The organism is Pseudomonas sp. PA-1-3F, assembly GCF_021609665.1.
Lineage (GTDB): Bacteria > Pseudomonadota > Gammaproteobacteria > Pseudomonadales > Pseudomonadaceae > Aquipseudomonas > Aquipseudomonas paracarnis.
Window position 1 is genome coordinate 15,160 of sequence record NZ_WJZD01000048.1, and the last position, 23,326, is coordinate 38,485.

The following is a 23,326-nucleotide window of genomic DNA, read 5'->3' on the forward strand; positions in this document are numbered from 1 at the left end:
CTTCTGATTATGTTTATCAACTGAATGCGGAGTACCGAACATGCCAAAGATGAAAACTAAAAGTGGTGCTGCTAAGCGGTTTCTGAAAACTGCTAACGGCATCAAGCACAAGCACGCTTTCAAGAGCCACATCCTGACCAAAATGTCGACCAAGCGTAAGCGTCAACTGCGCGGTAGCAGCTTGCTGCATCCGTCTGACGTGGCAAAAGTCGAGCGCATGCTGCGCCTTCGTTAATTTTGGTTCAAGAATAGAGGAAGTAACTCATGGCTCGTGTAAAGCGTGGCGTCATGGCCCGTAAGCGTCACAAAAAAATTCTGAAACTTGCTAAAGGCTACTACGGCGCGCGTTCACGCGTATTCCGTGTTGCCAAGCAAGCGGTAATCAAGGCAGGCCAATACGCCTACCGTGACCGTCGTCAGAAAAAACGTCAGTTCCGCGCTCTGTGGATCGCTCGTATCAACGCCGGTGCACGTGTTAACGGTCTGTCCTACAGCCGTTTCATCGCTGGCCTGAAAAAAGCGTCCATCGAAATCGACCGTAAGGTTCTGGCTGAACTGGCCGTGAACGAAAAAGCGGTGTTTGCTGCGATTGTCGAGAAAGCTAAAGCCTCCTTGGCTTAAGTACCCCCGACAGTCACCCTGGGCTACTCCTGTGGCCCAAGGTGGTAAACGTCATAAATAGGGGAAGAGCCTTCAAGCTCTTCCCCTATTTTGTATCTGGAGTCTGTACATGGAAAACCTGGACGCGCTCGTCGCCCAAGCCCTTGAGGCTGTGCAAAGCGCTGAAGATGTAAATGCCCTGGAGCAAATCCGGGTTCACTACCTTGGCAAGAAAGGTGAATTGACTCAGGTGATGAAGACCCTGGGAAATCTGCCCGCTGAAGAGCGTCCGCAAGTCGGTGCGCTGATCAACGTCGCCAAGGAGCGTGTCACAGAGGTTCTCAATGCGCGCAAGGCGTCGCTCGAGGAGGCCGATCTTGCGGCCAAGCTCGCCGCCGAGTCCATTGACGTGACCTTGCCTGGTCGTGGCCAGGCGTCGGGCGGTCTGCATCCGATCACCCGGACTCTGGAACGTATCGAACAGTTCTTCACCCACATCGGCTACGGCATTGCCGAAGGCCCTGAGGTCGAAGACGACTACCACAACTTCGAGGCGCTCAACATCCCAGGCCATCACCCGGCCCGGTCGATGCACGACACCTTCTATTTCAACGCCAACATGCTGCTGCGCACCCATACCTCGCCGGTACAGGTCCGCACCATGGAAGCGAACAAGCCGCCGATCCGCATTGTCTGCCCAGGCCGTGTGTACCGTAGCGACTCGGATATCACCCATTCGCCGATGTTCCACCAGGTCGAAGGCCTGCTGGTTGATCGCGATATCAATTTCGCCGACCTCAAAGGCACCATCGAAGAGTTCCTGCGGGTGTTCTTCGAAAAAGAGTTGGCGGTACGTTTCCGTCCTTCGTTCTTCCCGTTCACCGAGCCATCCGCTGAAGTCGACATGGAATGCGTGATGTGCAGCGGTAAAGGCTGCCGTGTGTGCAAGCAGACCGGCTGGCTGGAAGTGATGGGCTGCGGCATGGTTCACCCCAACGTGCTGCGCATGTCCGGGATCGATCCAGAAGAGTTCTCGGGCTTTGCCTTCGGCATGGGCGTTGAGCGTCTGGCCATGCTGCGTTACGGCGTGAACGACTTGCGTCTGTTCTTCGACAACGACTTGCGGTTCCTCGCGCAATTTCGCTAGTCGTAACGAATCTTTAGGAGAGCAGGATGAAATTCAGTGAACAATGGCTGCGTGGCTGGGTAAGCCCGCAGGTAGATCGCGACGAGCTGGTTGCTCGCCTGTCGATGGCCGGTCTTGAGGTCGATAGCGTTACGCCGGCCGCCGGTGTTTTCAGTGGTGTGGTGGTGGGCGAGGTGTTGAGCACCGAGCAGCACGCGGATGCCGACAAATTGCGTGTGTGCCAGGTCAGCAACGGTTCGGAAACCTTTCAGGTCGTGTGCGGAGCGCCTAATGTGCGCCCGGGCCTGAAGATCCCGTTCGCTATGATCGGTGCCCAGTTGCCGGGCGACTTCAAGATCAAGAAGGCCAAGCTGCGTGGCGTTGAATCCAACGGCATGCTGTGCTCCCAGGCCGAACTGCAAGTGGGTGAGGGCAATGATGGCCTGATGGAGCTGCCGGCCGACGCGCCAGTGGGTCAGGACATCCGTGTTTACCTGGAACTGGAAGACGCCAGCATTGAGGTCGACCTGACCCCCAACCGCGGCGACTGCCTGTCCCTGGCCGGCCTGGCCCGTGAAGTGGGCGCGCTGTACAACGCACCTGTCACTCGTCCAGTGGTCGCTGCCGTATCGGCGGTACACGACGAAGTACGTTCGATTGAGGTACTGGCACCAAACGCCTGCCCGCGTTACCTGGGACGTGTGATCCGTAACGTGGACCTGTCCAAGCCAACCCCGCTGTGGATGGTTGAGCGCCTGCGTCGTGCCGATGTACGCAGCATCGACGCCGCCGTCGACATCACCAACTACGTGATGCTGGAACTCGGCCAGCCGTTGCATGCGTTTGATCTTGCCGAAATCAATGGCGGCATCCGCGTGCGTATGGCCGAAGAAGGCGAGAAGCTGGTGCTGCTCGATGGCCAGGAAGTCAGCCTGCGTGCCGACACTCTGGTCATCGCCGACCACGCTCGCGCCCTGGCAATTGCCGGCGTGATGGGTGGTGAGCACAGCGGTGTATCCGCGACCACTCGTGACGTATTCCTTGAAAGCGCGTTCTTCGACCAGATCGCGATCGCTGGCAAGGCTCGTTCCTACGGCCTGCACACCGATGCGTCGCACCGCTACGAGCGTGGCGTGGACTGGAAACTCGCCCGTGAAGCCATGGAGCGCGCTACCGGCCTGCTGCTGGAAATCACCGGTGGTGAAGCCGGCCCGATTATCGAAACTGTCAACGAACAGTACCTGCCGTCGATTGCACCGATTACCTTGCGTGCCAAAAGCGTTGAGCAAATGCTCGGCCTGGTCATCGAGCCGGCTGAAATCGAGCAACTGCTGTCTGCACTCGGCCTGGGTATTTCCGCGGGTGGGGAAGGGCAGTGGCAGGTTGCAGTACCTAGCCATCGCTTCGACATCAGCCTGGAAGTCGACCTGATCGAAGAGCTGGCGCGCCTGTACGGTTACAACCGCCTGCCGGTTCGCTATCCGCAAGCACGCCTGGCACCGCAACCCAAGGCTGAAGCGCGTGCGCACCTGCCTGAACTGCGCCGCCTGCTGGTTGCCCGTGGTTATCAGGAAGCCGTGACCTATAGCTTCATTGATCCAAAGCAGTTCGAGTTGTTCAACCCTGGTGTTGAACCGCTGTTGTTGGCCAACCCGATCTCCAACGACATGGCCGCCATGCGCTCGTCGCTGTGGCCGGGCCTGGTAAAGGCACTTTCCCACAACCTGAACCGCCAGCAAGACCGCGTGCGTCTGTTCGAAAGCGGCTTGCGTTTCGTCGGCCAGCTTGATGGCTTGAAGCAAGAGCCAATGCTGGCGGGCGTCGTCTGCGGCAGTCGTCTGCCGGAAGGCTGGGCGCAAGGCCGTGAGGTCGTGGACTTCTTCGACGTCAAGGCAGACGTGGAAGCGGTGCTCGGCTTTGCCGGTGCGTTGGACGCCTTTACGTTCGTGCCGGGTAGCCACCCAGCCTTGCATCCAGGCCAGACTGCACGTATCGAGCGTGAAGGTCGCCTGGTGGGCTTTGTGGGCGCCATTCACCCAGAACTGTCGAAAACCTTGGGGCTGGACCGTCCAGTCTTCGTGTTTGAGCTAGTCTTGGCTGAAGTTGCGTCGGGCAAGATGCCTAAATTCAGCGAGTTGTCGCGCTTCCCTGAAGTGCGTCGCGACCTGGCCCTGATCGCCGACCGTGAAGTCGCCGCCACTGCGGTTCTGGATGTAATCCGTGAAAATGCAGGGGAATGGCTGACAGACCTCAGGCTATTTGACGTCTATCAGGGTAAAGGCATTGATCCGCATAGAAAAAGCCTTGCAGTTGGCTTGACCTGGCAGCATCCATCGCGCACTCTTAATGACGATGAGGTGAATACCACGACGCAAAATATCCTCACCTCGCTCGAACAAAGGTTGAACGCCACGTTAAGGAAGTGACGTATGGGGGCTTTGACGAAAGCTGAGATGGCGGAACGTCTGTACGAAGAGTTGGGTCTGAACAAGCGCGAGGCCAAGGAATTGGTCGAGCTGTTTTTTGAAGAGATCAGACACGCTCTGGAAGACAACGAACAGGTCAAGTTGTCCGGTTTCGGCAATTTTGACCTGCGAGACAAACGCCAGCGGCCTGGCCGCAATCCAAAAACGGGAGAAGAAATCCCGATCACGGCTCGCCGTGTGGTCACCTTTCGTCCAGGGCAGAAGTTGAAGGCCCGAGTTGAGGCTTATGCTGGAACCAAGTCATAACGACGAGCTACCCGTCATCCCAGGCAAGCGCTACTTCACCATCGGTGAAGTCAGCGAACTGTGTGCGGTAAAACCGCACGTGCTGCGCTATTGGGAGCAGGAGTTTCCTCAACTCAACCCCGTCAAACGCACCGGGAACCGTCGGTATTATCAGCGCCAGGACGTGCTGATGATCCGACAGATCCGTGCGTTGCTGTACGACCAAGGGTTCACCATCAGCGGCGCACGTCAGCGTATGTCCGGTGATGAAGCCAAAGACGACACCACCCAATACAAGCAACTGATCCGCCAGATGATCTCCGAATTGGAAGATGTACTGGTGGTGCTGAAAAAATGATTCAAGCTTTAAAAATACTTCCACATTTCAAAAGCTTGCGGTATATTCCGGTTCGCTTCGTTAAGAAGCGAACCCAGTAACACGCCTAGTCGGGGCGTAGCGCAGTCCGGTAGCGCACTAGCATGGGGTGCTAGGGGTCGAGTGTTCGAATCACTCCGTCCCGACCATTATTCCTGAGTAAAATCAGACACTTGAGCCGATCAGCTAGATCGGCTTTTTTGTGCCTGCGCAAAACCCGCGCAAACTATCCGGTGATTTCGCTAATATTCACGTCCGGCATCGCCTCGGACCAGATGATTTCCTCGTGATCTCGCTGGTAGTTTTTGGTCATGCCCTCACTCGCATGGCATGCGATCGTCTGCCCATCCTTCCCGGTTTCCTTCAGCACTCGCGTCAAATACCGCTCCTCAATCTGCGTCCAGTGTCCTTTGTCTGTGCCTGCTTATGTTTCAGCCGGGCCGACTTGCAGTACACAAGGGTATGGTGAGAGGGCCATCTGGGCGAGCAGTCGGAGCGGGAGGCTAACTGCGCGCTGATGTGGCTCTATTAGAGCGGAACGTCCGGATCGATCAAGGACGTGGCACTGCGGCAGCGCAGACGCTACGCCTGTGTCACCACAACTTCTTCACGGGTGTGTCGTGTGATGCCCAGTCAGATGCTGGGCGCTGCCCCAGGCTCGCTCCGAGCAGCACAAGCGCCTGACCAGCAAGTAGTAGTTCGCAACCCAGGATCAACAACACACCAAGGAATTGTCTGACGTCCAGCGTAACCAGGGCGCCTGCGCGACCAGCTTGCTATTGCTGATCTCCGGCTGGCTGTCAGTTTTCCTCTGGGATTCAGTCAGTGGCTGCAATGAGCTTGACACCCCTAGCGCCGTTAATGGTTCATGCTGCCTGTCGAGTAAAGCTTGGCTCAAAGATCATGAAGACGGCGACCAAGGAGTGATCGCGCTGCGGGCGTGTCAGGCTTACGCCAGGGAAATATCTCACTGGGGAAAACTCTTCTTTGACGTTTGTGCTGTATGTATGTACAGTGGTGATGTGGTTAAGGATGACCACTAAACAAGGAGAAAAACATGTCCATGTACTACGCGACGCCCTATGTATTCACCCCAAGCGCTACGCTCGATAACGGTCCACAGCTTAGGTCCATCATCCAGGCAGGTTATCGCTGGATTCAAATTAACCGCGACGTGTGCCCAATCAAGACTACGGTTCCTTTGAATAAGGCAGATCTAACCCCGATTCATGGCCTGGTTATTGAGCCTGCACCAGGCATTGATAAGGTGCTAATTGACTCGAGCGGGGTTGGTCGAAATCCTGAAGTTCCTACCGATCCAAGCTATGCCGCATTTGATTATCAAGGGAAGGTCCGCCCAGCAAGCTTTTTAACTCGGGAAGCTTTTCTGAATCAAAATGAAATTTTTGTCGATGACCCGACAAAATATGTTGCCGGTGATTGGATTGTAATTTCCGATGCGTCCACGGACTTTGGTACACAGCCGCTTCCACTTGATGGCCCTATGGAGGTTCGTCAAGTCATTAGGGTATTTAGCGAATCCTTGGTTATCAACAATGCCCTAAAAAAAGGGCATCCTAATGGAGCCATCGTAGCTACGTGCGTACCAATTCGTAACGTGATTATTCGAGGTCTTGAGTTCACTGGGAACTCGGCTGTTGGAGTTCATGTTCATTATGCGCAGCATTGCACATTTCAAGACATTACGTCTGTCGATTGGCGTGGCCGCTCTCTAGTTCTTATCGATAATGGCGGAAGCAATAACTCTGTTATTGATTGCTATTGTTCTGGCACTGAGCCAGGGGCCGGTCCTACGCAAAATGCTTGGGGCGTAGTTATGGAGGGGCAAGATTCATCTCGCATGGTAAATAGCGGCGGTGAGCTTTGCGGTAATGGCAGTGCAATGAATTACTGTATTGATAGCGTAGCTGTTGATGCAAGAGCCCGCAGGAATAATGTAAATGTCGGCGTATATACCCAATCTATCCGAAGTGGTTATATTCGGCCGAGGACAGAGCTTCCTCTAATTCTTGATACTTACGAGAGTCCAGAGAACGTTGATTGCTTTATCTTTAGCAGGCAGGATTTTTCATAAGCTCTAGCTGTGTGATGAATCTGTTCGCCTCTCAATATTTCGATATCATTTAAGAGGAGGCACGAAGAAGGTCAAAACTTGACCTTCTTCGCTCAAAAATTTTCCCTGAATAGCTTTTTACCCCCTCCCACCAGACGCCTTCCCTAAGACTGGCGTTCTTAGCCTCGCGTGAGGTACTCGTAAAGACGATACGTTTTTATTTAAGCGGGCTGGCCGGATGGAATGAGGCATGGGTCAGGGAGAGCGTTCTTGGAGATGCTTTTGTGGAGGTTTAAATTGACAGCATGTCGCCAATAGAAGCCCACTATCAGCAAGAATATAGGACCTGTAGATGGTGAGGAAAGACCATCTTGAAACATATTAAACACTGTAAAGAACGGTATGATTATCACCATCATCGCAATATAAAATCGTTTTTGGTATTCGTCTTCTTGTTGTGCTTTGAAGAATGGTTTTATTATTTTCCAGAGAAATATTAAGTAAAATATTCCTGCTATCCCTCCCATCTTCCAAAGGGCTCCTAAATATTGGTTGTGGGGAGTGTATCCAGATGTACTAACGTCATTGTCGAAGTAGCCGAGTTCTGAATCGAAAATACCATATCCGCTAAAGCCAGTACCGAATAACGGGCTCTTAATCAGGTCTTCAATTAATATCACATATAAACCTAATCGTCCAGACGATACGCCATCCCAGTTTCCAGAGTATATGTTGTCTATCATGATTAATATTTTTGCAAACAGTTCGGAGAAATAGTCTGAAAATAATATTACAATGGTGGCGCAAGAAAATAGCGAAAAGACTATATAAAAGAATACTTTTATTGTTCTGCGGGTTGTCATCTTTCCAGCAAAAAAACAGCACAGGCAGCTAACGACCAATCCGAGCGCAGCTTGTCGTGATCCGCTGCCTAACACTAAAATCAAGCTGCACATCATTCCAATATATGAAACTAATCGTAAGCTTCTTTTTGGTTTCATTATTACGCCAAGTGACAGGCAAATCATGAATGCTACTGAGAAAAATACAGCGATACCATTAATTCCATTGCTACCGTGAAATTTCAGGCCAAAAAATGTTGGGTCAAATACCCCGCCATAAATGACCTCTCCCGGAATACGTTCAAACTCAACAAATGTCGTCACATGCCCCTTGAATAAAATCGCATCAATTGTTGCTGCAAACGCAGTGAAGGTAATAAAGTAGATGAGATTTCTGTTGAATTTTTCGGGATTAAGATTGACTTCTGCTAAGCTTCGTCCCAGTAAGTATATTAGGTAAGGTTTGAAAAAGAAGGCCATGGAAAGAAGTGCTCTTGTTATGTTTCCCGGCTGGAAAAATAGTTGTATGTAAATTATCGATATGAGTGAAAAAGCTATACTAGTCAAAAGCCATTTGTTCGCTCTCTGATAAATAAATAGTACGTAGGGTAGCGCAATTAGGCATAGGCCGTCAGAGGGGGCTATTTCGACACCAAGAGCTGGAACAAATATCCGTAACGGAACGCACAGTAAAATAGCTGAAATAAATAACAGCATTCTTCACGAACCTTATGTTGGAATTTCCAAATAAAACGCACTGTACGGACTCGTCTCGCAAACGCCGATTTTACAAATCGGCGGTGCCTGATTTTGGAGACGGTAGCCTGCGTTCGCAAAAGCAATCCTACGCATGATGATTCCTTTGTATTGTATTAATCGAGGTCCGTTCGAATAACAGAGACTGTAGACGTGTTTTGAAATTGCGACAGGGCATTCGGTAAATTTCGTTCGGCAGGACGCCGAGGGAGGGTGGACCGTTCCAGAACTAAAGGCGCAGTGCAGTCTTTAGCCCTGTCATTTCCTTGAGGTAATGGAGCGCTTTGCGCTTCGGTGGGGCGGTTTTTGAGAGGAGTTCCAAAACTTTTCGCTTTGGAGGGTTAGCGGTTGCGCCAGGCTCGCCTGTCAACCGCCGCCGCCATCACCGCCGACGGAGCCAGCGCCATAATGGCTGTGCATGCCTACCAAGCCTACGGCACCGGCTATGCCGGCGTTAAATGACGTTGCGCAGCTTAATGAAGCGCGGGTGTTGCTTGAATTGTCGGCACAGAAAATTTAGAGACACTCTGAATCCAGTAGCGGCGGTATTTGGTCTGGTCGGGAGGTACAGGTTTTTGGCGAGACCATGAGTGTTCAGTGTTCAGCGCCTCTCGGTAAGCCTGCCATTCCTTTGCTTCTGCAATATCGGCTGCACTTTTTTGGTCATCGAACCAACCCAAAATGTACACCTCCCCTTGATCGGCTCCATGTTCTACGAGTAGGTAAATGTCTTTCATAATCTAAATCCGCTGAAGCGTTTCTCAATTTCCCGGTAAAGGGAGTTTGATCGGGGTATCGGCCCAAACCCTGGTTAGTTTAGGTGGCTTTCACTAGCGCGTGTGCACTGTGAGAGGTTAATCCAGAGGAAGAGTCAGCTCACGGTCTTTGTTTCGTACGTTGCCCACGGCTGTGCCTACCTTAATGCATGAGGTCGACGGATCAGCCGCCCAAGGCAGCCTGGGTCAGTAGCAAGGCGAGGTTTTTATAATTGTGCTTGCTTGAAACGGCTGACCGGGCGCACCAAACCAAGGTTTTCGCGCAGTGTGGTGCCGGTGTATTCGCGCCGAAATAAACCGCGCCGCTGTAACTCGGGAACCACCCAGCGGGCAAAATCCTCCAGCCCGCCCGGCAAGTGCGGCACCAGAATATTGAAGCCATCCGCCGCACCTTCTTCAAACCAGCGCTGCAGCTCATCCGCGATCTGCAGCGGCGTGCCGATCAAGCTGTAATGACCGCGTCCACCGGCAATGCGTCGGCCCAGTTGCGCCAGCGTCAGTTGTTCGCGTTGGGCCAGTTCACTCAGCAGTTGCTGACGGCTGCGCTGTCCGCTGTCGGTCAAGGGTAGCTGCGGCAGCGGCCCATCCAGCGGGTAGCCGGAAAGGTCGAAATTACCCAGCATGCGCTCCAGCAACGCCACTCCCACCTCGGGTTCGACCAACGCCTGGAACGCTTCGAATTTGGCCTGGGCCAGGGCTTCGGTTTGCCCCACCACCACAAACACACCTGGCATGATTTTCAGCGAATCGGCCTCGCGCCCGTATTGGCCCAGGCGACCTTTGAGGTCGCCATAGAAGGCCTGCGCGTCGGCCAGTGAGGTCTGCGCGGTAAACACCACTTCGGCGGTCTGCGCGGCCAGTTCACGGCCGGTATCCGAGGAGCCGGCCTGCACGATCACCGGCTGGCCCTGGGGCGAGCGCGCGACGTTCAGGGGGCCTTTGACCTGGAAGTGTTCGCCCACATGGTCCAGCACGTGGCGTTTACTTGGCTCGTAATAGCGCCCGCTGGCCTTGTCGCGCACGAAGGCGTCTTCGTCCCAGCTGTCCCACAGCCCCGTCACCACCTGATGAAATTCCCGTGCGCGGCTGTAGCGTTCGGCGTGACCCAGGTGCTCGTCACGACCAAAATTCAGCGCCTCGGCCGCGTTATCCGACGTCACCAGGTTCCACCCTGCGCGGCCGCCGGAGAGGTGATCCAGCGAGGCGAATTTGCGCGCTACATGGTACGGCTCGTTGTAGCTGGTGGTGGCGGTGGCGATCAAGCCAATATGCTCGGTCACGGCACTGAGGGCCGAAAGCAGGGTGAGCGGCTCGAAATGATCCGAACGCGCCATCTGGCTGGCGACCTCACCGGTGGCGGCGGCGATGCTGTCGGCCACGAACAGTGCGTCGAACTTCGCCGCTTCCGCCACCCGTGCCAAATGCTTGTAGTGGGCGAAGTCCAGGCCAGCATTCGCCGGTACGTCGGGGTGGCGCCAGGCGGCCACATGGTGCCCGGTAGCCATCAGGAAGGCGCCGAGTTTGAGTTGACGGCCCATGCTAGAAATCCTTGCGCAGTTGCACGCCGAAGTAACGCTCATCGTCACGAGGCACGGCGCGGTAGATGTAGTTGCCGCCGCTGGCTAGCAGCGGTGAGTAGGATTTGTCGGCGAGGTTCTTCGCCAACAGCGCCACGCGCCAGCCATTGGTGTAGTCGGCCAGGGCCACGCTGGCGTTCCAGATGCCGTAGGCGCCTTGTTTGGTGTCCAGGTTCTGGCTGATGTCGTATTGCACTTCGCTCTGCCAGCTGTAGTCAGTGCCCAGTTCGATATCCAGGCCGTTATCCAGAGGGATGCTGTAGTCGGCGCGCACGTAGCTTTTCCAGTCCGGGCTGAAGGGCAGTGGCTTGCCATTGACGTTGCAGGTCGCCGCCGCGCCTGGCGGGCACGCGAACTGATCGATGCGCGCCCGGGTATAGGCCAGGGCGCCGGAGAGCTTGAGTTGCTGGGTGGCTTGCAACGCGTAATCGAGCTCGACGCCTTCGGTGCTGACGCTGCCAGCGTTGATCAGGCGTGTCACGACTTGGCCGGCGACGGTGTCGAAAAAGTTGGCCTGGTAGTTGTCGTAGTCACTGTGGAACACCGCCAGGTTGGTGGTCAGGCGGTTGTTCCAGGCAGTGGCCTTGATTCCGGCTTCCCAGGTATTGGAAGTCTCCGGCTTGAGCGCGTCAGTGTCCCGCGGCTGCATGTTGAAGAACACGTTATAGGCCGGGCCTTTGTAGCCGCGCGAGTAAGTGAGGTAGCTGGTCACGGTGTCGCTGATGTCGTACTGCACGCCCAGCCGCCCGGACCAACCGTCCTCGTCTACCGAACCAGAACTCGATGTCGCCGGTTGAATGCCGCTGACGGTAGTGGCAGAGGTGGACACGCGGCGATGGCCGTACTTCAAGTCGTCATGGGTGTAACGCAAACCGGCGATGCCGCGAAAGCGCGAGGTGAAGTTGAGCGTGGTCTCGCCGAACGCCGCGTAGCTGTCGCTGGTGGTGCTGTAGTCGGCAATGCCTCGATCGACCCGCGTCGTGGTGGTGAGGGTGCGCTGATAGGTCTCCTCATCCTTGCCATGCATGTAGAACAGGCCGCCGACGTACTCCAGGAACTCACCTTTGGGCGAGGCCAGGCGCAGCTCTTGGGAGTACTGGTCGAACGCCAGGTCGCCTTTGTCGGCGGTGCCGGGGAACACGGCGGTGACCGTGCCGAGACGGTCGCCATCCTGATATTGAATGTTGTCCCAGCCGCGCCAGGCGGTGATCGAGGTGAGGGTGTAGTCGCCCAGGTTCCAGTCCAACTGTGCCGACAGGCCCTTGTTGGTGTCTTGCACATGGCTGCGGGTATCGGTGTTGATATCGCGGTTGTCGCTTGAGGCGCGCACCGGCCTCAAGGCATTGCTGAACGCCGGGTTCAGGGACTTGCTGACCACACCATTGGGCGCGTCATCGTGGGACTGCATGTAATCGGCGATCAGGGTCAGCTTTACGTCGTCGTTGGGCGTGAACTCCAGCTTGCCGCGAACGCCCTTGTGGTTGTAGCCATTGACCTCCTGACCGTTATGGCGGTTGTCGACGTTGCCGTCGTAGCTGCCGAACAAGGTGCTGATCGAGCCTTTGAGTACCTCCGGTACCAGGCTGCCGCCGATGCCGAAGCGCGTGCGGCTTTCATTGCCGCTGTAGAACGACTGATCGATAAACCCGTGGGTCTGGGCCGTCGGCGCCTTGCTGGTGATATTCAGCACGCCGGCCGAGGCGTTCTTGCCGAACAGCGTGCCTTGCGGGCCGCGCAGTACTTCGATGCGCTCAAGGTCCAGCAGGTCGAGGGTGGCCTGGCCGGGGCGTGCATAGACCACGCCGTCGATCACCGTGGCCACAGTGGGCTCTACCCCAGGCGAGGTAGAAATGGTGCCCACGCCGCGCACGAACAATGAGGTGTCCTTGTTCGAAGCACCGGTGCGAAAGTTCAGCGATGGCACCTGCTGCGCGATGCTCGCCACCCCGTTGCGATTGTCACGCTCCAGTTGCTCGCCCTCAAGCACCGAGACGGCCACCGGGACTTTTTGCAGCGATTCTTCGCGGCGGGTAGCGGTGACTGTCACGGATTGGAGCGTGGGTTCCTGCTCATCAGCCGCAACAGCGCCGCAGACGGGCAAGGCGCTGAGGCCGGCCAGAAGCAACAAATGGGTGTGCCGTGGAAAGTTATGCATGCTGTGCCCGCTCGAAAAAATACCCTGGTCCGCTGCGGTTCTGCGACCGTCAGCGCCTGTGAACATGTCTTGGGCATTCGCTCGAGCGAGTAGCAGACAGCGCGCTTTGTTAGCGCTAACATCGGCATTATTGAAGCGGGCCGTTTAGAGCGTCAAATACTAAAAAATTAGTTTTATATTCCTTTTTTGAGGTTTTGCCGTGGACGAACACAAACCGCGCAAGCGCCGGGGCGCCGGCCGCGTCACCCTGAACACCGTGGCGCGCCAGGCCGGGGTGTCGGCTATTACGGTGTCGCGTTACTTCAACCAACCTGAACAGGTTTCACCCGAGCGCCGTGGACGTATCGCCGAGGTGGTCGCGCAGTTGGGGTATGTGCCGAACCTGGTGGCCGGTGGCTTGGCCTCTGCGCGAGGCAAAATCGTCGCGATGGTGATTCCGAATATCTCGGGGCCGATTTTTGCCAATACGCTGCAGGGCTTCAGCGACACCCTCAGTCGTCACGGTTACCAGCTGTTGTTGGCCTCCAGCTATTTCAGCATCGAACAGGAGGAAAGTGCGGTGCGTGCCTTTCTCGGCTGGTCGCCGGCAGCGCTGGTGCTGACCAGCCGCTTTCACAGCCCTGGCACCGAGAAGATGATCACCGAGGCAGATATACCGATCGTCGAAACCTGGGACTACGTGCCGGAACGCGCACCGTTGCAAGTGGGTTTTTCTCATTATGAAGTGGGCGTCACCGCCGCTCGCTACTTGCATGGCAAAGGCTATCGGCGCATCGCCTTCGTACAAAACAGTGCAGTGGGCGACTTCAGCGCATTGGAGCGGCGCGATGGGTTTACCGCGACCCTCTCCGAGTTGGGTGTGCAGCCGTGGGTCTTTGTGCCGGACGCCGACCGTGCGCCTTTCGAAGCTGGCAAGCAGGCCATGGACACGCTGATGGGGCAGACGATCACGCCCGACGCGATTTTCTTCGCCAATGACAACCTCGCCGCGGGCGGTTTGCTGGCCGGTCAACGCGCCGGGCTGAGCATCCCCCAGGACTGCGCCGTATTGGGTTTTGGCGATTACCCGTTTGCCCATATGTTGCTGCCCAGCCTCAGCACCCTCCAGCCACCCGCGTTGGAGATTGGTGTACTCGCTGCCACACGCGTCCTGCAAAGTCTGGGCGTATTAGCCACCGATGAAGTTAAGCGCTTGAATCTTTTGCACTGTCAGTTAATTGAAAGAGAGAGCACCTGAATGACCCGCCGTTATGGCTAATTGCAACTAGTGGCTATTGGATGCTAACGCTCTAAATCAGTGCATTTGGCAATGTTTTGTATTTAATTACCCCCTTATCCGGAACTAGGGCTATAACTTCCAGTCGATACACCCGGCTAACGCCTGCCTGGGCTATGGCGAACTAATGGCATTGTTCGGTAGTTCTAAATAGCCATACTTTTCGCAACGTTAGATATTCCTCAATGATGTCGTCAGCGCCCATCGATGCTTGCAAGATGCAGATCCCGCATACCGACCAGGTGTGCGCGTGGCTGATGCAGCACGCCGGGCTCAAAATCGCTGATCTGGAACGCGCCCAGCGTTTATCCACTGAGCCTGGCGACCTGCTCGGTTTACTCACGCGCCTGGGCCTGGTGTCCGAGGTCGAACTGGCTCGCGCCTGGGCCGATTTGCTGGATGCGCCACTGCTGCTGGCCGACGCGGCGCCACCGTTGCTCGACCCGCTTCCCGTGCTTACCGAGCGCTTTATGCGTCATTACCAGGTCGTGCCCATGGGCTGGCATCAGGGCGGGTTGCGCGTAATGGCCTCCAACCCGGCGCAGGGGTATCCGTTCCAGGCCCTGGCGTATGCCTGTGAGGTGCCGGTCTGGCTGGCCGTCGGTTCGCGTAATGAAGTCGACACGCTGATCGAGCGCTATTACGGCCAGGGCCGTTCCGCCATGGGCAGCCTGATCGAAAACCTCGATGAGCAGGGCGGCGTGCTGGAAGACATCGAACACCTCAAGGACATGGCCTCCGAAGCGCCAGTGATTCGCCTGGTCAATCTGATCCTGCAGCGCGCCGTGGAACAGCGCGCCTCGGATATCCATATCGAACCCTTCGAAAACCAACTCAAGGTGCGCTACCGCATCGACGGCGTGCTGCACGACGCCGAAGCACCGCCTGCCAGTTCGTCGGCGGCGGTGATCTCGCGGGTGAAGATCATGGCGCGCCTGGACATCGCTGAACGACGCCTGCCCCAGGACGGGCGCATCATGCTGCGCATCCAGGGCAAAGCGTTGGACCTGCGGGTGTCCACGGTGCCCACCAGCTTTGGCGAGTCGGTGGTGATGCGCCTGTTGGACCGGCAAACCGTGCAATTCGATTTCCCCAGCCTGGGCTTTGATGGCCCGCGCCTTGCGGCCTTCCAGGATCTATTGGCGCGGCCCCACGGCATCCTGTTGGTCACCGGGCCCACAGGCTCGGGCAAAACCACCACGCTCTATACCGCGCTGTCGCAACTCAACACGGCTGAACGCAAGATCATCACGGTGGAAGACCCGGTGGAATACCAGCTTGAAGGGATCAACCAGATCCAGGTCAAGCCCGCCATCGGCCTGGACTTTGCCGGAGCGCTGCGCGCCATCGTGCGCCAGGACCCGGACGTGATCATGATCGGCGAAATCCGCGATCTGGAAACCTGTCGTATCGCCGTACAGTCCTCCCTCACGGGTCACTTGGTGCTCTCAACCCTGCACACCAACAGCGCCGCTGCGAGCATCACGCGCTTGCTGGACATGGGCGTGGAGAGCTACCTGATTGCCTCCACGGTCAGCGGTATTCTCGCCCAGCGCCTGGTGCGACGCCTGGACCCTGCCACGCGCGTGGCCTTCCAGGCCCCAGCGGAATTGATCAAGGAGCACGGCCTGGATCGCCTGACCGAGCAGCGTCCGATCCTGCTTTACCGCGGTGACTATCACGGCCGCAGTGCCCTCACTGAGTTGTTGGTAATGAACGACGAGTTGCGTGGCCTGCTGATGGTCCACGCCGACGCCGCCAGCCTCGAACACGCCGCCCGCCGCGCCGGTTTGCGCACCTTGTATGAAGACGGTTTGCGCCACGCCCTGGCCGGTGTCACCTCCCTGGAAGAAGTGTTGCGTGTCACCCGTGGAGATGACGTGTGAGCCTGTTCAAGTTCCGTGCCCTGGACAGCCAGGGCGTGGCCCAGAACGGCACGTTGCAGGCCATTGACCAGGCGGCTGCTGTCGCCGTCTTGCATCAGCGCGGGTGGTTGCTGCTGCACATCGAAACGGCCAGCAGCCCCTTGTTGCGCCAGGCACGCGGGCAGTTGAAGGGCGCCGCGCTGGTGAGTTTCACCCAGCAGTTGGCCACGTTATTGGGCGCCGGCCAGCCCCTCGAACGCGCTTTAAACCTGTTGCTCAAGCAAGCCCGCCATCCTCAGGTGCGGGCCTTGATCGAGCGTATCCGCGACCAGGTCAAGGCCGGCAAACCGTTGTCGGCGGCGCTGGAGGAGGAGGGCGACACGTTTTCCCCGCTGTACCTGAGCATGGTGCGCGCCGGTGAAGCCGGCGGGGCGCTGGAAGGCACCCTGCGCCAGCTCAGCGACTACCTGGAGCGCAGCCAGTTGCTGCGCGGCGAGGTGATCAATGCGCTGATCTACCCGGCGTTCCTGGTGGTGGGTGTACTGGGTTCCCTGGCGCTGTTGCTGGCCTATGTGGTGCCGCAATTCGTGCCGATTTTTCAGGACCTTGGCGTACCGATTCCACTGATCACCCAGGTGATCCTGGCGCTCGGCGAGTTCCTCGGCGCCTATGGCCTGGTGGTGCTGGCCGGGTTGTCGATCAGTGGATGGATCCTGGCGGCGCGCCTGCGCGCCCCCCTGCGCCGTGAGCGTTACGACCGTCATCTGCTGGGCATCCGCGTGATCGGCCCGCTGTTACAACGGGTGCAAGCCGCCCGCCTGACGCGCACCCTCGGCACGTTGCTCAGCAATGGCGTGGCGCTGCTGCCCGCGCTGGTGATTGCCCGGCAAGTCTGCAGCAACCGTGCGCTCCAGGCGCAAGTGGCGCTGGCAGCGCAACGGGTCAAGGGTGGCGGCACCCTGGCCGATGCGTTCGGCCGCCAGCCGCTGCTACCGGAGCTGGCGCTGCATATGATTGAAGTCGGTGAACAGGCCGGCGAACTGGACAGCATGCTGCTCAAGGTCGCCGACATCTTCGACGTCGAGGCCAAGCGCGCCATCGAACGCTTGCTCGCGGCACTGGTGCCGACCCTGACCGTGGTCATGGCGGTGCTGGTGGCGGTGATCATGCTGGCGATCATGCTGCCGCTGATGAGCCTCACCAGCCATATATGAACTTTCAAGGAGCAGAACCGATGAAAACCCGACACCGCCAAGGCGGCTTCACCCTTTTGGAAATGCTGGCGGTGATCGTGCTGCTGGGCATTGTCGCGACCATTGTGGTGCGCCAGGTCGGTGGCAATGTGGACAAGGGCAAGTACGGCGCGGGCAAGGCGCAATTGGCCAGTTTGAGTATGAAGATCGACAGCTACGCCCTGGACGTGGGAGCGCCGCCCAACAACCTGCAACAGCTGCTCGACAAACCGGCCAGTGCTTCCAACTGGTCCGGCCCCTACGCCAAGCCTTCGGAGTTGAAAGACCCGTTCGGCCATGGGTTCGGCTATCGCTTCCCCGGTGAGCACGGTGCCTTCGACCTGATCTTCTACGGCCAGGATGGCCAACCCGGCGGCGAGGGCTACAGTGCCGACCTGGGCAACTGGGAATAACCCGCCCGTGGCCCAGCGAGGCTTTACCCTGCTGGAGATGCTGGTGGTCATCCTATTGATCGGCATTGCGGCGGGGTTGTTGGGGCTGGGTGTACGGCAAGGGCTGCAGGTGGCCAAGGAGCGCCGGGTGGTCGCGCAGATGGTCGAGGCACTGCGCGCCACGCGGGCGAGCGCCATCGTCAGCGGCCAGGTGGCGCGCACTCAATTCGACCTCCAGGGCCGCACGTTCCAGGCGCCAGGGCGTGCGTCACAACAGTGGCCGGCGCAGGTGCAGGTGACCTTGCACAGTGCCGAGCAGGCAGGGTCCGCCGTGGTGTTCTATCCCGACGGCAGTTCTACCGGCGGTAACCTGCTGCTGGCCAACGGCAGCCGGCGTTGGCGCATCGACATAGGTTGGCTCACCGGCAGTGTGCAGTCCAAGGCGCTGCCATGAAGCACCAGGCCGGTTTCACCCTGCTGGAAATGCTCGCCGCCCTGACGTTGATGGCGGTGTGCAGCAGCGTGTTGCTGGTTGCCTTCGGCCAGAGCGCGCGCGCCTTGTCCCAGGTGGCCCGCAGCGACCGCCTCAGCCATGCCGCGCTCACGGTGCTGGACCAGGAAGCCGCCGGCCCGTTGACGGAGGGAACCCGCCAAGGCGAACTCGAGGGTATCCATTGGCAATTGACCAGTACCCGCCAACAGCCGCACCTGTTTCGTCTCGACCTTAACGTGCGTGAAGGCGCGCATCAGGCGCACTTCAGCACCTTGAAGGCGCGCCTGTGAAGCGCCGGGAGCAGGGCTTCACGTTGCTGGAAGTGCTCGTGGTGCTCAGCTTGCTGTCGGTGTTGTTGCTGCTGGTGAGCGCAGCGTTGCTGGGGGCCAATCGGGCGGTGGCCAAGGCCCAGGCCTACACCGTCAGCCTGGATGAAATGCGCGCCGCCCAACAGTTTTTGCGCACCTCGATCAGCGAGGCGCTGCCGCTAAAGCTCACTGACGATGACAGCCAGGCAGAAGGTTTTTTTATCGGCACGCCTGAACGTCTGCAGTTTGTGGCGACCTTGCCCGGTGTATTGGGCGGGGGTATCCAGCGCTTTACCCTGCAACGGGTCGGGCAGGATTTGCAGGTGGCTTTTTCGCAGAGTGCCTCCCACGCCAACGCGCAGCGCGATGAGCCGCAGGTGCTTTTGCATGACGTCGAGGCGCTGCAGTTCAGCTATCGCGGTGTCTCGCCACTGGGCCAGCCCACCGACTGGTTGAGCCCGTGGCCCTGGCCCCGGCGCCTGCCCACAGCGGTGCGCATCGACGCCTCCGTCGACGGGCCGGTGCCATGGGTCGCCCAGGTGGTTGCGCTGCGCCTGAACCTGTCCAGCGCGAGCAGCGAAGAATGAAGTGCCAACGCGGTGCGGCCCTGTTGCTGGTGTTGTGGGTGCTGGCCTTGCTCAGCGTATTGCTGGGTGGCCTGGCCGGGTGGGTGCAACTGCAAAGTCGCCAGGCGCTGTGGCTGCGCCAGCACACTCAGACACTGTTGGCCGCCCAGGCCGGTATCGCACAGGTCATGGCGCAAGGGCAGTGGGTGGCGGACGGGCGTTCTATTGCGCTGACCTTCGACGACGCCCGCTTGCAGGTCAGTGTGCGCAGTGAGCGCGGCAAGCTGTACTTGGTCAACGCCGCCCCCCAGGACCTCACGCGCCTGGCCCTGGCCTGCGGCGCAACACCGGTTCAGGCCCAGCAGTTGGCCAAGGCCCTTGAGACTCGCCGCGATCAGGGCCTGGCGCCGTTTCGGGTGCTGGAGGAGGTACGTCAACTTCCCGGCATGACCCCGGCGCTCTACAGCCAACTACTGCCGCACATCACCTTGTGGAGCGACCTCGACCGGCCCGCTCCGGCATTCGCCAGCCCCCTGATGCGCAAGGCGTTGAACCTGCCACGCCAGGACGCCGAGGGCGTCGACCCCGGCCAGGTCGTGGAAATCGACAGCCGCGCCGAGCGCCCCGGTGGCTATCAGGCACGCCTGCGACTGACCCTTTTACTAAGCCCTGCGGAGGACAGCGCACAGCCCTATCGGGTGGTGCGGTGGCAAGAATGATTCAACTCGAACCGATTGCCCGCTATTGGCGCGGCAGCCTGCTGCAACAAGGCTGGCGCTTGTGGCTCACGGAGTTACGCGGCTGTGTGCCGAAGTGGCTGGCGTTCCAGGAACCGCCCGAGCACGTTCATCACTGGCCGCTGACGACACCGGTGGTCCCAGGCAATACGCGCCAGGTGCTGATGCTTGCCCCCGACGCCGTGTTGCAGCAAAGCGTGCAGCTGCCTCTGGCTGCCGCGCGCAACCTCGTGGAGGTGGTTGGCTATGAACTGGACCGCTACACCCCGTTCAATGCCGAGCAGCTCTACTTCGTCGCCCGCCAGGAGCGGCGCACACCCAGCCACCTGGAGGTGAGGGTGGTGGCGATCCTGCGCGAGCGCCTTGACCAGGTCCTCACTGACTGCGCCAGCCTCGGCCTGTACCCACACCGCGTGGATGTGGCGGGCCTGGGTATCGACCTGCTGCCCGCGCCGTTACGCCCGCGTTCGCGGCCTGCCGGCAAGCAATTGCAGCGCAGCCTGCCGTGGTTGTGCGGCGCGTTGCTGATCGCGGCGATGCTGTTGTGGCTCAACGACCGCCAGCGGGTACTCGACAGCATGCACGCCACTGTCCAACAGCAAAAAGCCGAGGTCGCCCAGGTGCACGCTCTGCGCCAGCAACTGCTCAACACCCGTGGCGCGGCGCAGTACCTCAGCCAGCGTAAACGGGCGCAACCGCCCCTGGCCGCGCTGCTGAATGACTTGACCAGTTGCCTGCCCGCCGACACCTGGCTCGACCAATTGGACGTCAAGGACGGCGAGGTGAGTTTCTCCGGCCAGAGCGCCAAGGCCAGTGGCCTGATCAGCCGCATCAAAGGCTGCCAGCGCTTGGACAACGCGCAGTTCGAAGGGGTGATCCAACCCGACGCACGCACCGGCAAGGACCAGTTTGCCTTGCGTGCCCACTTACGCCAGGAGGCCGCCGATGCGCCGACCCCTCACACGCCGTGAACGCCGCGGCGCCGCCTTGTTGACCCTGGCGTTGGTGCTCGGCGCGGCCTATTGGCTGTTGATCGACAGCTGGTTCGCCGGGCCGCTGCGGGCCATGGGTGAGCAGGCCGAACAGTTGCGTGAACAGCAGCAGCGCTATGCCAGCGTCATACGCCAGGGCGATGCCTTGCGCGAACAGTTGGCGCAAGCACAGCAAGACCCGGCCAGCAGCGCCAGCCTGTTGCCAGGGGACGACCCGGACGTGGTCGCCGCCGACCTGATGCAGCGTCTCGCCGACCTGATCAACAGCCACGCCAACCTCGGCGGCGGCTGCAACCTCACCCAGCGCAAACCGATCACGCCCGAACAGAACGACAGCGAGCCCTATCGTCAGGTCAAGGTCAGCCTCACGCTCAATTGCGCCATCGAACCGCTGATCGCGATCCTGCATGGGCTGGAATATCAGCCGCCTTTTCTGTTCGTCGATGAGCTGCATATTCGTCGCGACAAACAGGCGCCAGCCAGTGGCGGGGCGGGCAAGTTGGCGGTGCAACTGCTGGTGCGCGGCTACTTGCAACCGGCGCGGGTGGCACCATGATTGGCCCCTTGCGTCCTCTTGAATGGGGCTGGCTCGGCGTGGCCGGGCTCTTGGGGCTGTTGATGGCGATGATCCTCAGCAGCATCGGCGACGCCCCCCGGTGGTTACCCGATGCACCGGTGCACGCGCCACCCTCGTTCCAGGTGCAGGCCGCTCCCACGCCAGCGTTGCAAGACCTTGCCGGTACCTGGCAAACGCCGCTGTTCAGCCCGGATCGCCGCCCGGACCGGGAGGTGGGTAAAACCCAGGTGGCGAGCCTGGCCAACCTGACCCTCAGCGGCATCATGATCACCGGCAACCTGCAAATGGCCATGCTCAAGCAAACCGGTGGCCCCACGCTCACGGTGCGCTTGGGCCAGGCGTTGCCCAACGGCTGGCGCCTGGAACACCTGACCCCGCAATACGCCCGTTTTGCCCTCAACGGGCGCACCCAGACCCTGAGCCTCTACGGTAAGCGGTTACCCCTGAACTCACATCCCCGCGAGTCTCTCCCTTGATCGATATGCGCACTTCGCTGTTTTGCCTGGCTACCGCCGTCTCCCTGGGCGGCTGTGGATCTTTGCCCGACACCCTCGACCCGGACGACGACCTGCTGCACGAGGCCCTGCAGGGCACCGGCGCACAACGCCCGCCGCTTCAGGCGCCTGTGGCCGAAACCGCTCCACCTGCCACCCAGGCTCCGCCGCAGCGCCAGCTCATTCGTGGCAATCAAGCGTTTGTGCGCCAGCCCGCGGCACCCGTAAACGTGCCGGAGCAGGTCGGCGACATCGTGTTCAACTTCGCCGATCAGCCCATCGAGGCCGTGATCAACAGCGTGATGGGCGACCTGCTGCACGAGAACTACAGCATCGCCGAGGGCGTGAAGGGCACTGTCAGCTTCTCCACCTCCAAGCCCGTGGACAAACAGCAAGCGCTGTCGATTCTCGAAACCCTGCTGTCCTGGACCGACAACGCCATGATCAAACAGGGCAACCGCTATGTGATCCTGCCGGCCAAACAGGCCGTGGCGGGCAAGCTGGTGCCGCAGATGCGCGTGGCGCAACCGGCCAGCGGCCTCTCGGCACGTCTGTTTTCACTGCGCTATATCTCGGCCACCGAGATGCAGAAACTGCTCAAACCCTTCGCCCGTGAAAACGCTTTTTTGTTGGTGGACCCGGCGCGCAATGTCCTGAGCCTGGCCGGCACGCCCGACGAACTGGCCAACTACCAGGACACCATCGACACCTTCGACGTGGACTGGCTCAAGGGCATGTCGGTGGCGGTGTTCGGCCTGCAACGCGCCTCGGTGGCCGAGCTGATGCCCGAGCTGCAAGCCATGTTCGGCGCGGACAGTGGCACGCCCCTGGCCGGCATGCTGCGGTTCTTGCCGGTCGAGCGCACCAACTCGGTGGTGGCGATTTCTTCCCAGCCCCAGTACCTCAGCGAAGTGGGCGACTGGATCCGCACCATCGACGAGGGCGGCGGCAACGAGCCGCAGATGTATGTGTACGACGTGCGCAATATGAAGGCCGCCGATCTGGCAAAGTACCTGCGGCAGATCTACGGCAATGGCGCGATCAAGGATGACGCCCCGGCGAAAGTAGCGCCGGGGTTGCGTACCACCACCTTGTCCTCGTCCACCAGTGCCGGTTTGCAGGCGAGCGCCCCGGTGCCCGCAGCCGAAGAACCTGAATCCGAGCCTGCCGAAAACACCCAGGCATCGCCCACCAGCGACCTCGAGGCGGGCACGCGCATCACCGCGCAAAAGAGCAGCAACCAACTGCTGGTACGCACCCGCCCGGCGCAATGGAAAGAGATCGAAGCGGCGATCAAACGCCTCGACAACCCACCGCTGCAAGTGCAGATCGAGACGCGCATCCTGGAGGTCAAGCTCACCGGCGAACTGGACCTGGGGGTGCAGTGGTACCTGGGCCGCC

At 59.2% G+C, this 23,326-nt stretch carries 24 protein-coding genes and 1 tRNA gene; 20 read left to right on the forward strand and 5 right to left on the reverse strand.

Annotated elements, in window-relative coordinates:
• Nucleotides 1–40: 40 nt before the first annotated feature.
• The 7 genes from rpmI to GIV26_RS24900 all read left to right on the forward strand — a co-directional run bounded on the left by rpmI (nucleotide 41) and on the right by GIV26_RS24900 (nucleotide 4,962).
• Complete coding sequence (gene rpmI, locus GIV26_RS24870) at nucleotides 41–235, forward strand: 50S ribosomal protein L35 (RefSeq protein ID WP_002553160.1); 195 nt, start codon at nucleotides 41–43, stop codon at nucleotides 233–235.
• 29 nt (nucleotides 236–264) lie between these two features.
• Nucleotides 265–621 (forward strand): 50S ribosomal protein L20, encoded by a 357-nt coding sequence (gene rplT / locus GIV26_RS24875; RefSeq protein WP_003192488.1) that lies wholly within the window; start codon nucleotides 265–267, stop codon nucleotides 619–621.
• 109 nt (nucleotides 622–730) lie between these two features.
• Nucleotides 731–1,747 carry a phenylalanine--tRNA ligase subunit alpha gene (pheS, locus tag GIV26_RS24880; RefSeq protein WP_003192486.1) on the forward strand — a complete coding sequence of 339 codons (1,017 nt, stop codon included), beginning with the start codon at nucleotides 731–733 and terminating at the stop codon, nucleotides 1,745–1,747.
• A gap of 26 nt (nucleotides 1,748–1,773) precedes the next feature.
• Nucleotides 1,774–4,152: a phenylalanine--tRNA ligase subunit beta gene (gene pheT, locus GIV26_RS24885; RefSeq protein WP_236282607.1), complete on the forward strand. Its 2,379-nt coding sequence runs from the start codon at nucleotides 1,774–1,776 to the stop codon at nucleotides 4,150–4,152.
• 3 nt (nucleotides 4,153–4,155) lie between these two features.
• Nucleotides 4,156–4,458 (forward strand): integration host factor subunit alpha, encoded by a 303-nt coding sequence (gene ihfA / locus GIV26_RS24890; protein WP_002553164.1) that lies wholly within the window; start codon nucleotides 4,156–4,158, stop codon nucleotides 4,456–4,458.
• Nucleotides 4,439–4,795 carry a MerR family transcriptional regulator gene (locus GIV26_RS24895; RefSeq protein WP_003174972.1) on the forward strand — a complete coding sequence of 119 codons (357 nt, stop codon included), beginning with the start codon at nucleotides 4,439–4,441 and terminating at the stop codon, nucleotides 4,793–4,795. Before ihfA ends, GIV26_RS24895 begins: the two co-directional genes overlap by 20 nt.
• Nucleotides 4,796–4,885: 90 nt before the next feature.
• Nucleotides 4,886–4,962, forward strand: a tRNA-Pro gene (locus GIV26_RS24900).
• Between the two features lie 77 nt (nucleotides 4,963–5,039).
• Here GIV26_RS24900 and GIV26_RS24905 read toward each other — a convergent pair.
• Entirely contained in the window at nucleotides 5,040–5,192 is a 153-nt protein-coding gene (locus GIV26_RS24905) for a hypothetical protein (protein ID WP_230633866.1), read from the reverse strand.
• A 678-nt stretch (nucleotides 5,193–5,870) separates the two neighbouring features.
• Between GIV26_RS24905 and GIV26_RS24910 the strand changes: the two genes are divergently transcribed.
• Nucleotides 5,871–6,908: a hypothetical protein gene (locus GIV26_RS24910; protein WP_236282609.1), complete on the forward strand. Its 1,038-nt coding sequence runs from the start codon at nucleotides 5,871–5,873 to the stop codon at nucleotides 6,906–6,908.
• 200 nt (nucleotides 6,909–7,108) lie between these two features.
• Here GIV26_RS24910 and GIV26_RS24915 read toward each other — a convergent pair whose 3' ends face one another.
• From GIV26_RS24915 to GIV26_RS24930, 4 genes are all read right to left on the reverse strand, one after another.
• Nucleotides 7,109–8,209, reverse strand: a complete 1,101-nt coding sequence (locus tag GIV26_RS24915; RefSeq protein ID WP_060765110.1) for an O-antigen ligase family protein — start codon at nucleotides 8,207–8,209, stop codon at nucleotides 7,109–7,111.
• A gap of 749 nt (nucleotides 8,210–8,958) precedes the next feature.
• Nucleotides 8,959–9,222, reverse strand: coding sequence for a hypothetical protein (locus tag GIV26_RS24920; RefSeq protein WP_080751120.1), 264 nt, complete (start codon nucleotides 9,220–9,222; stop codon nucleotides 8,959–8,961).
• A gap of 245 nt (nucleotides 9,223–9,467) precedes the next feature.
• Nucleotides 9,468–10,799 carry an LLM class flavin-dependent oxidoreductase gene (locus GIV26_RS24925; RefSeq protein WP_236282611.1) on the reverse strand — a complete coding sequence of 444 codons (1,332 nt, stop codon included), beginning with the start codon at nucleotides 10,797–10,799 and terminating at the stop codon, nucleotides 9,468–9,470.
• Nucleotide 10,800: 1 nt separating this feature from the next.
• Nucleotides 10,801–12,993, reverse strand: a complete 2,193-nt coding sequence (locus GIV26_RS24930) for a TonB-dependent receptor (RefSeq protein ID WP_236282613.1) — start codon at nucleotides 12,991–12,993, stop codon at nucleotides 10,801–10,803.
• Nucleotides 12,994–13,192: 199 nt separating this feature from the next.
• Here GIV26_RS24930 and GIV26_RS24935 point away from each other — a divergent pair, with 199 nt between their 5' ends.
• From GIV26_RS24935 to GIV26_RS24990, 12 genes are all read left to right on the forward strand, one after another.
• Nucleotides 13,193–14,230: a LacI family DNA-binding transcriptional regulator gene (locus GIV26_RS24935; RefSeq protein ID WP_236282615.1), complete on the forward strand. Its 1,038-nt coding sequence runs from the start codon at nucleotides 13,193–13,195 to the stop codon at nucleotides 14,228–14,230.
• A gap of 257 nt (nucleotides 14,231–14,487) precedes the next feature.
• Nucleotides 14,488–16,155: a GspE/PulE family protein gene (locus GIV26_RS24940; RefSeq protein ID WP_236282618.1), complete on the forward strand. Its 1,668-nt coding sequence runs from the start codon at nucleotides 14,488–14,490 to the stop codon at nucleotides 16,153–16,155.
• The gene (gene gspF / locus GIV26_RS24945; RefSeq protein ID WP_236282619.1) at nucleotides 16,152–17,348 is read left to right on the forward strand and encodes a type II secretion system inner membrane protein GspF; all 1,197 of its coding nucleotides are present in this window, start codon (nucleotides 16,152–16,154) and stop codon (nucleotides 17,346–17,348) included. Before GIV26_RS24940 ends, gspF begins: the two co-directional genes overlap by 4 nt.
• Before the next feature lie 20 nt (nucleotides 17,349–17,368).
• A complete protein-coding gene (gene gspG, locus GIV26_RS24950) occupies nucleotides 17,369–17,779 on the forward strand; it encodes a type II secretion system major pseudopilin GspG (RefSeq protein ID WP_087715863.1) in 411 nt (136 codons plus the stop codon).
• A 7-nt stretch (nucleotides 17,780–17,786) separates the two neighbouring features.
• Complete coding sequence (locus tag GIV26_RS24955) at nucleotides 17,787–18,212, forward strand: type II secretion system protein (RefSeq protein WP_236282620.1); 426 nt, start codon at nucleotides 17,787–17,789, stop codon at nucleotides 18,210–18,212.
• Nucleotides 18,209–18,541 carry a type II secretion system protein gene (locus GIV26_RS24960; protein ID WP_034128223.1) on the forward strand — a complete coding sequence of 111 codons (333 nt, stop codon included), beginning with the start codon at nucleotides 18,209–18,211 and terminating at the stop codon, nucleotides 18,539–18,541. The genes GIV26_RS24955 and GIV26_RS24960 overlap by 4 nt, the downstream gene beginning before the upstream one ends.
• Nucleotides 18,538–19,146, forward strand: coding sequence for a prepilin-type N-terminal cleavage/methylation domain-containing protein (locus tag GIV26_RS24965; protein WP_034128222.1), 609 nt, complete (start codon nucleotides 18,538–18,540; stop codon nucleotides 19,144–19,146). The genes GIV26_RS24960 and GIV26_RS24965 overlap by 4 nt, the downstream gene beginning before the upstream one ends.
• Nucleotides 19,143–19,844 carry a general secretion pathway protein GspK gene (locus GIV26_RS24970; RefSeq protein WP_236282622.1) on the forward strand — a complete coding sequence of 234 codons (702 nt, stop codon included), beginning with the start codon at nucleotides 19,143–19,145 and terminating at the stop codon, nucleotides 19,842–19,844. The genes GIV26_RS24965 and GIV26_RS24970 overlap by 4 nt, the downstream gene beginning before the upstream one ends.
• On the forward strand, nucleotides 19,841–20,833 hold the full coding sequence (locus GIV26_RS24975; protein ID WP_236282624.1) for a PilN domain-containing protein: 993 nt from the start codon (nucleotides 19,841–19,843) through the stop codon (nucleotides 20,831–20,833). The genes GIV26_RS24970 and GIV26_RS24975 overlap by 4 nt, the downstream gene beginning before the upstream one ends.
• Nucleotides 20,808–21,410, forward strand: a complete 603-nt coding sequence (gene gspM / locus GIV26_RS24980) for a type II secretion system protein GspM (protein ID WP_054917534.1) — start codon at nucleotides 20,808–20,810, stop codon at nucleotides 21,408–21,410. The genes GIV26_RS24975 and gspM overlap by 26 nt, the downstream gene beginning before the upstream one ends.
• The gene (locus GIV26_RS24985) at nucleotides 21,407–21,907 is read left to right on the forward strand and encodes a general secretion pathway protein GspN (protein WP_054917530.1); all 501 of its coding nucleotides are present in this window, start codon (nucleotides 21,407–21,409) and stop codon (nucleotides 21,905–21,907) included. The genes gspM and GIV26_RS24985 overlap by 4 nt, the downstream gene beginning before the upstream one ends.
• Before the next feature lie 5 nt (nucleotides 21,908–21,912).
• On the forward strand, nucleotides 21,913–23,326 hold a 1,414-nt coding region (locus GIV26_RS24990), incomplete at its 3' end, for a secretin N-terminal domain-containing protein (RefSeq protein WP_236282626.1).

Excerpts from the sequence above, each read along its gene's own strand:
- pheS (WP_003192486.1), top strand. The coding sequence starts at position 731 with ATGGAAAACCTGGACGCGCTCGTCGCCCAAGCCCTTGAGGCTGTGCAA.
- GIV26_RS24925 (WP_236282611.1), bottom strand. The coding sequence starts at position 10,799 with ATGGGCCGTCAACTCAAACTCGGCGCCTTCCTGATGGCTACCGGGCAC.
- gspG (WP_087715863.1), top strand. The coding sequence starts at position 17,369 with ATGAAAACCCGACACCGCCAAGGCGGCTTCACCCTTTTGGAAATGCTG.
- pheT (WP_236282607.1), top strand. The coding sequence starts at position 1,774 with ATGAAATTCAGTGAACAATGGCTGCGTGGCTGGGTAAGCCCGCAGGTA.
- GIV26_RS24895 (WP_003174972.1), top strand. The coding sequence starts at position 4,439 with ATGCTGGAACCAAGTCATAACGACGAGCTACCCGTCATCCCAGGCAAG.
- GIV26_RS24915 (WP_060765110.1), bottom strand. The coding sequence starts at position 8,209 with ATGGCCTTCTTTTTCAAACCTTACCTAATATACTTACTGGGACGAAGC.
- GIV26_RS24920 (WP_080751120.1), bottom strand. The coding sequence starts at position 9,222 with ATGAAAGACATTTACCTACTCGTAGAACATGGAGCCGATCAAGGGGAG.
- GIV26_RS24975 (WP_236282624.1), top strand. The coding sequence starts at position 19,841 with ATGATTCAACTCGAACCGATTGCCCGCTATTGGCGCGGCAGCCTGCTG.
- GIV26_RS24960 (WP_034128223.1), top strand. The coding sequence starts at position 18,209 with ATGAAGCACCAGGCCGGTTTCACCCTGCTGGAAATGCTCGCCGCCCTG.
- rplT (WP_003192488.1), top strand. The coding sequence starts at position 265 with ATGGCTCGTGTAAAGCGTGGCGTCATGGCCCGTAAGCGTCACAAAAAA.
- rpmI (WP_002553160.1), top strand. The coding sequence starts at position 41 with ATGCCAAAGATGAAAACTAAAAGTGGTGCTGCTAAGCGGTTTCTGAAA.
- GIV26_RS24940 (WP_236282618.1), top strand. The coding sequence starts at position 14,488 with ATGCAGATCCCGCATACCGACCAGGTGTGCGCGTGGCTGATGCAGCAC.
- GIV26_RS24930 (WP_236282613.1), bottom strand. The coding sequence starts at position 12,993 with ATGCATAACTTTCCACGGCACACCCATTTGTTGCTTCTGGCCGGCCTC.
- GIV26_RS24985 (WP_054917530.1), top strand. The coding sequence starts at position 21,407 with ATGATTGGCCCCTTGCGTCCTCTTGAATGGGGCTGGCTCGGCGTGGCC.
- GIV26_RS24910 (WP_236282609.1), top strand. The coding sequence starts at position 5,871 with ATGTCCATGTACTACGCGACGCCCTATGTATTCACCCCAAGCGCTACG.
- GIV26_RS24970 (WP_236282622.1), top strand. The coding sequence starts at position 19,143 with ATGAAGTGCCAACGCGGTGCGGCCCTGTTGCTGGTGTTGTGGGTGCTG.
- gspM (WP_054917534.1), top strand. The coding sequence starts at position 20,808 with ATGCGCCGACCCCTCACACGCCGTGAACGCCGCGGCGCCGCCTTGTTG.
- ihfA (WP_002553164.1), top strand. The coding sequence starts at position 4,156 with ATGGGGGCTTTGACGAAAGCTGAGATGGCGGAACGTCTGTACGAAGAG.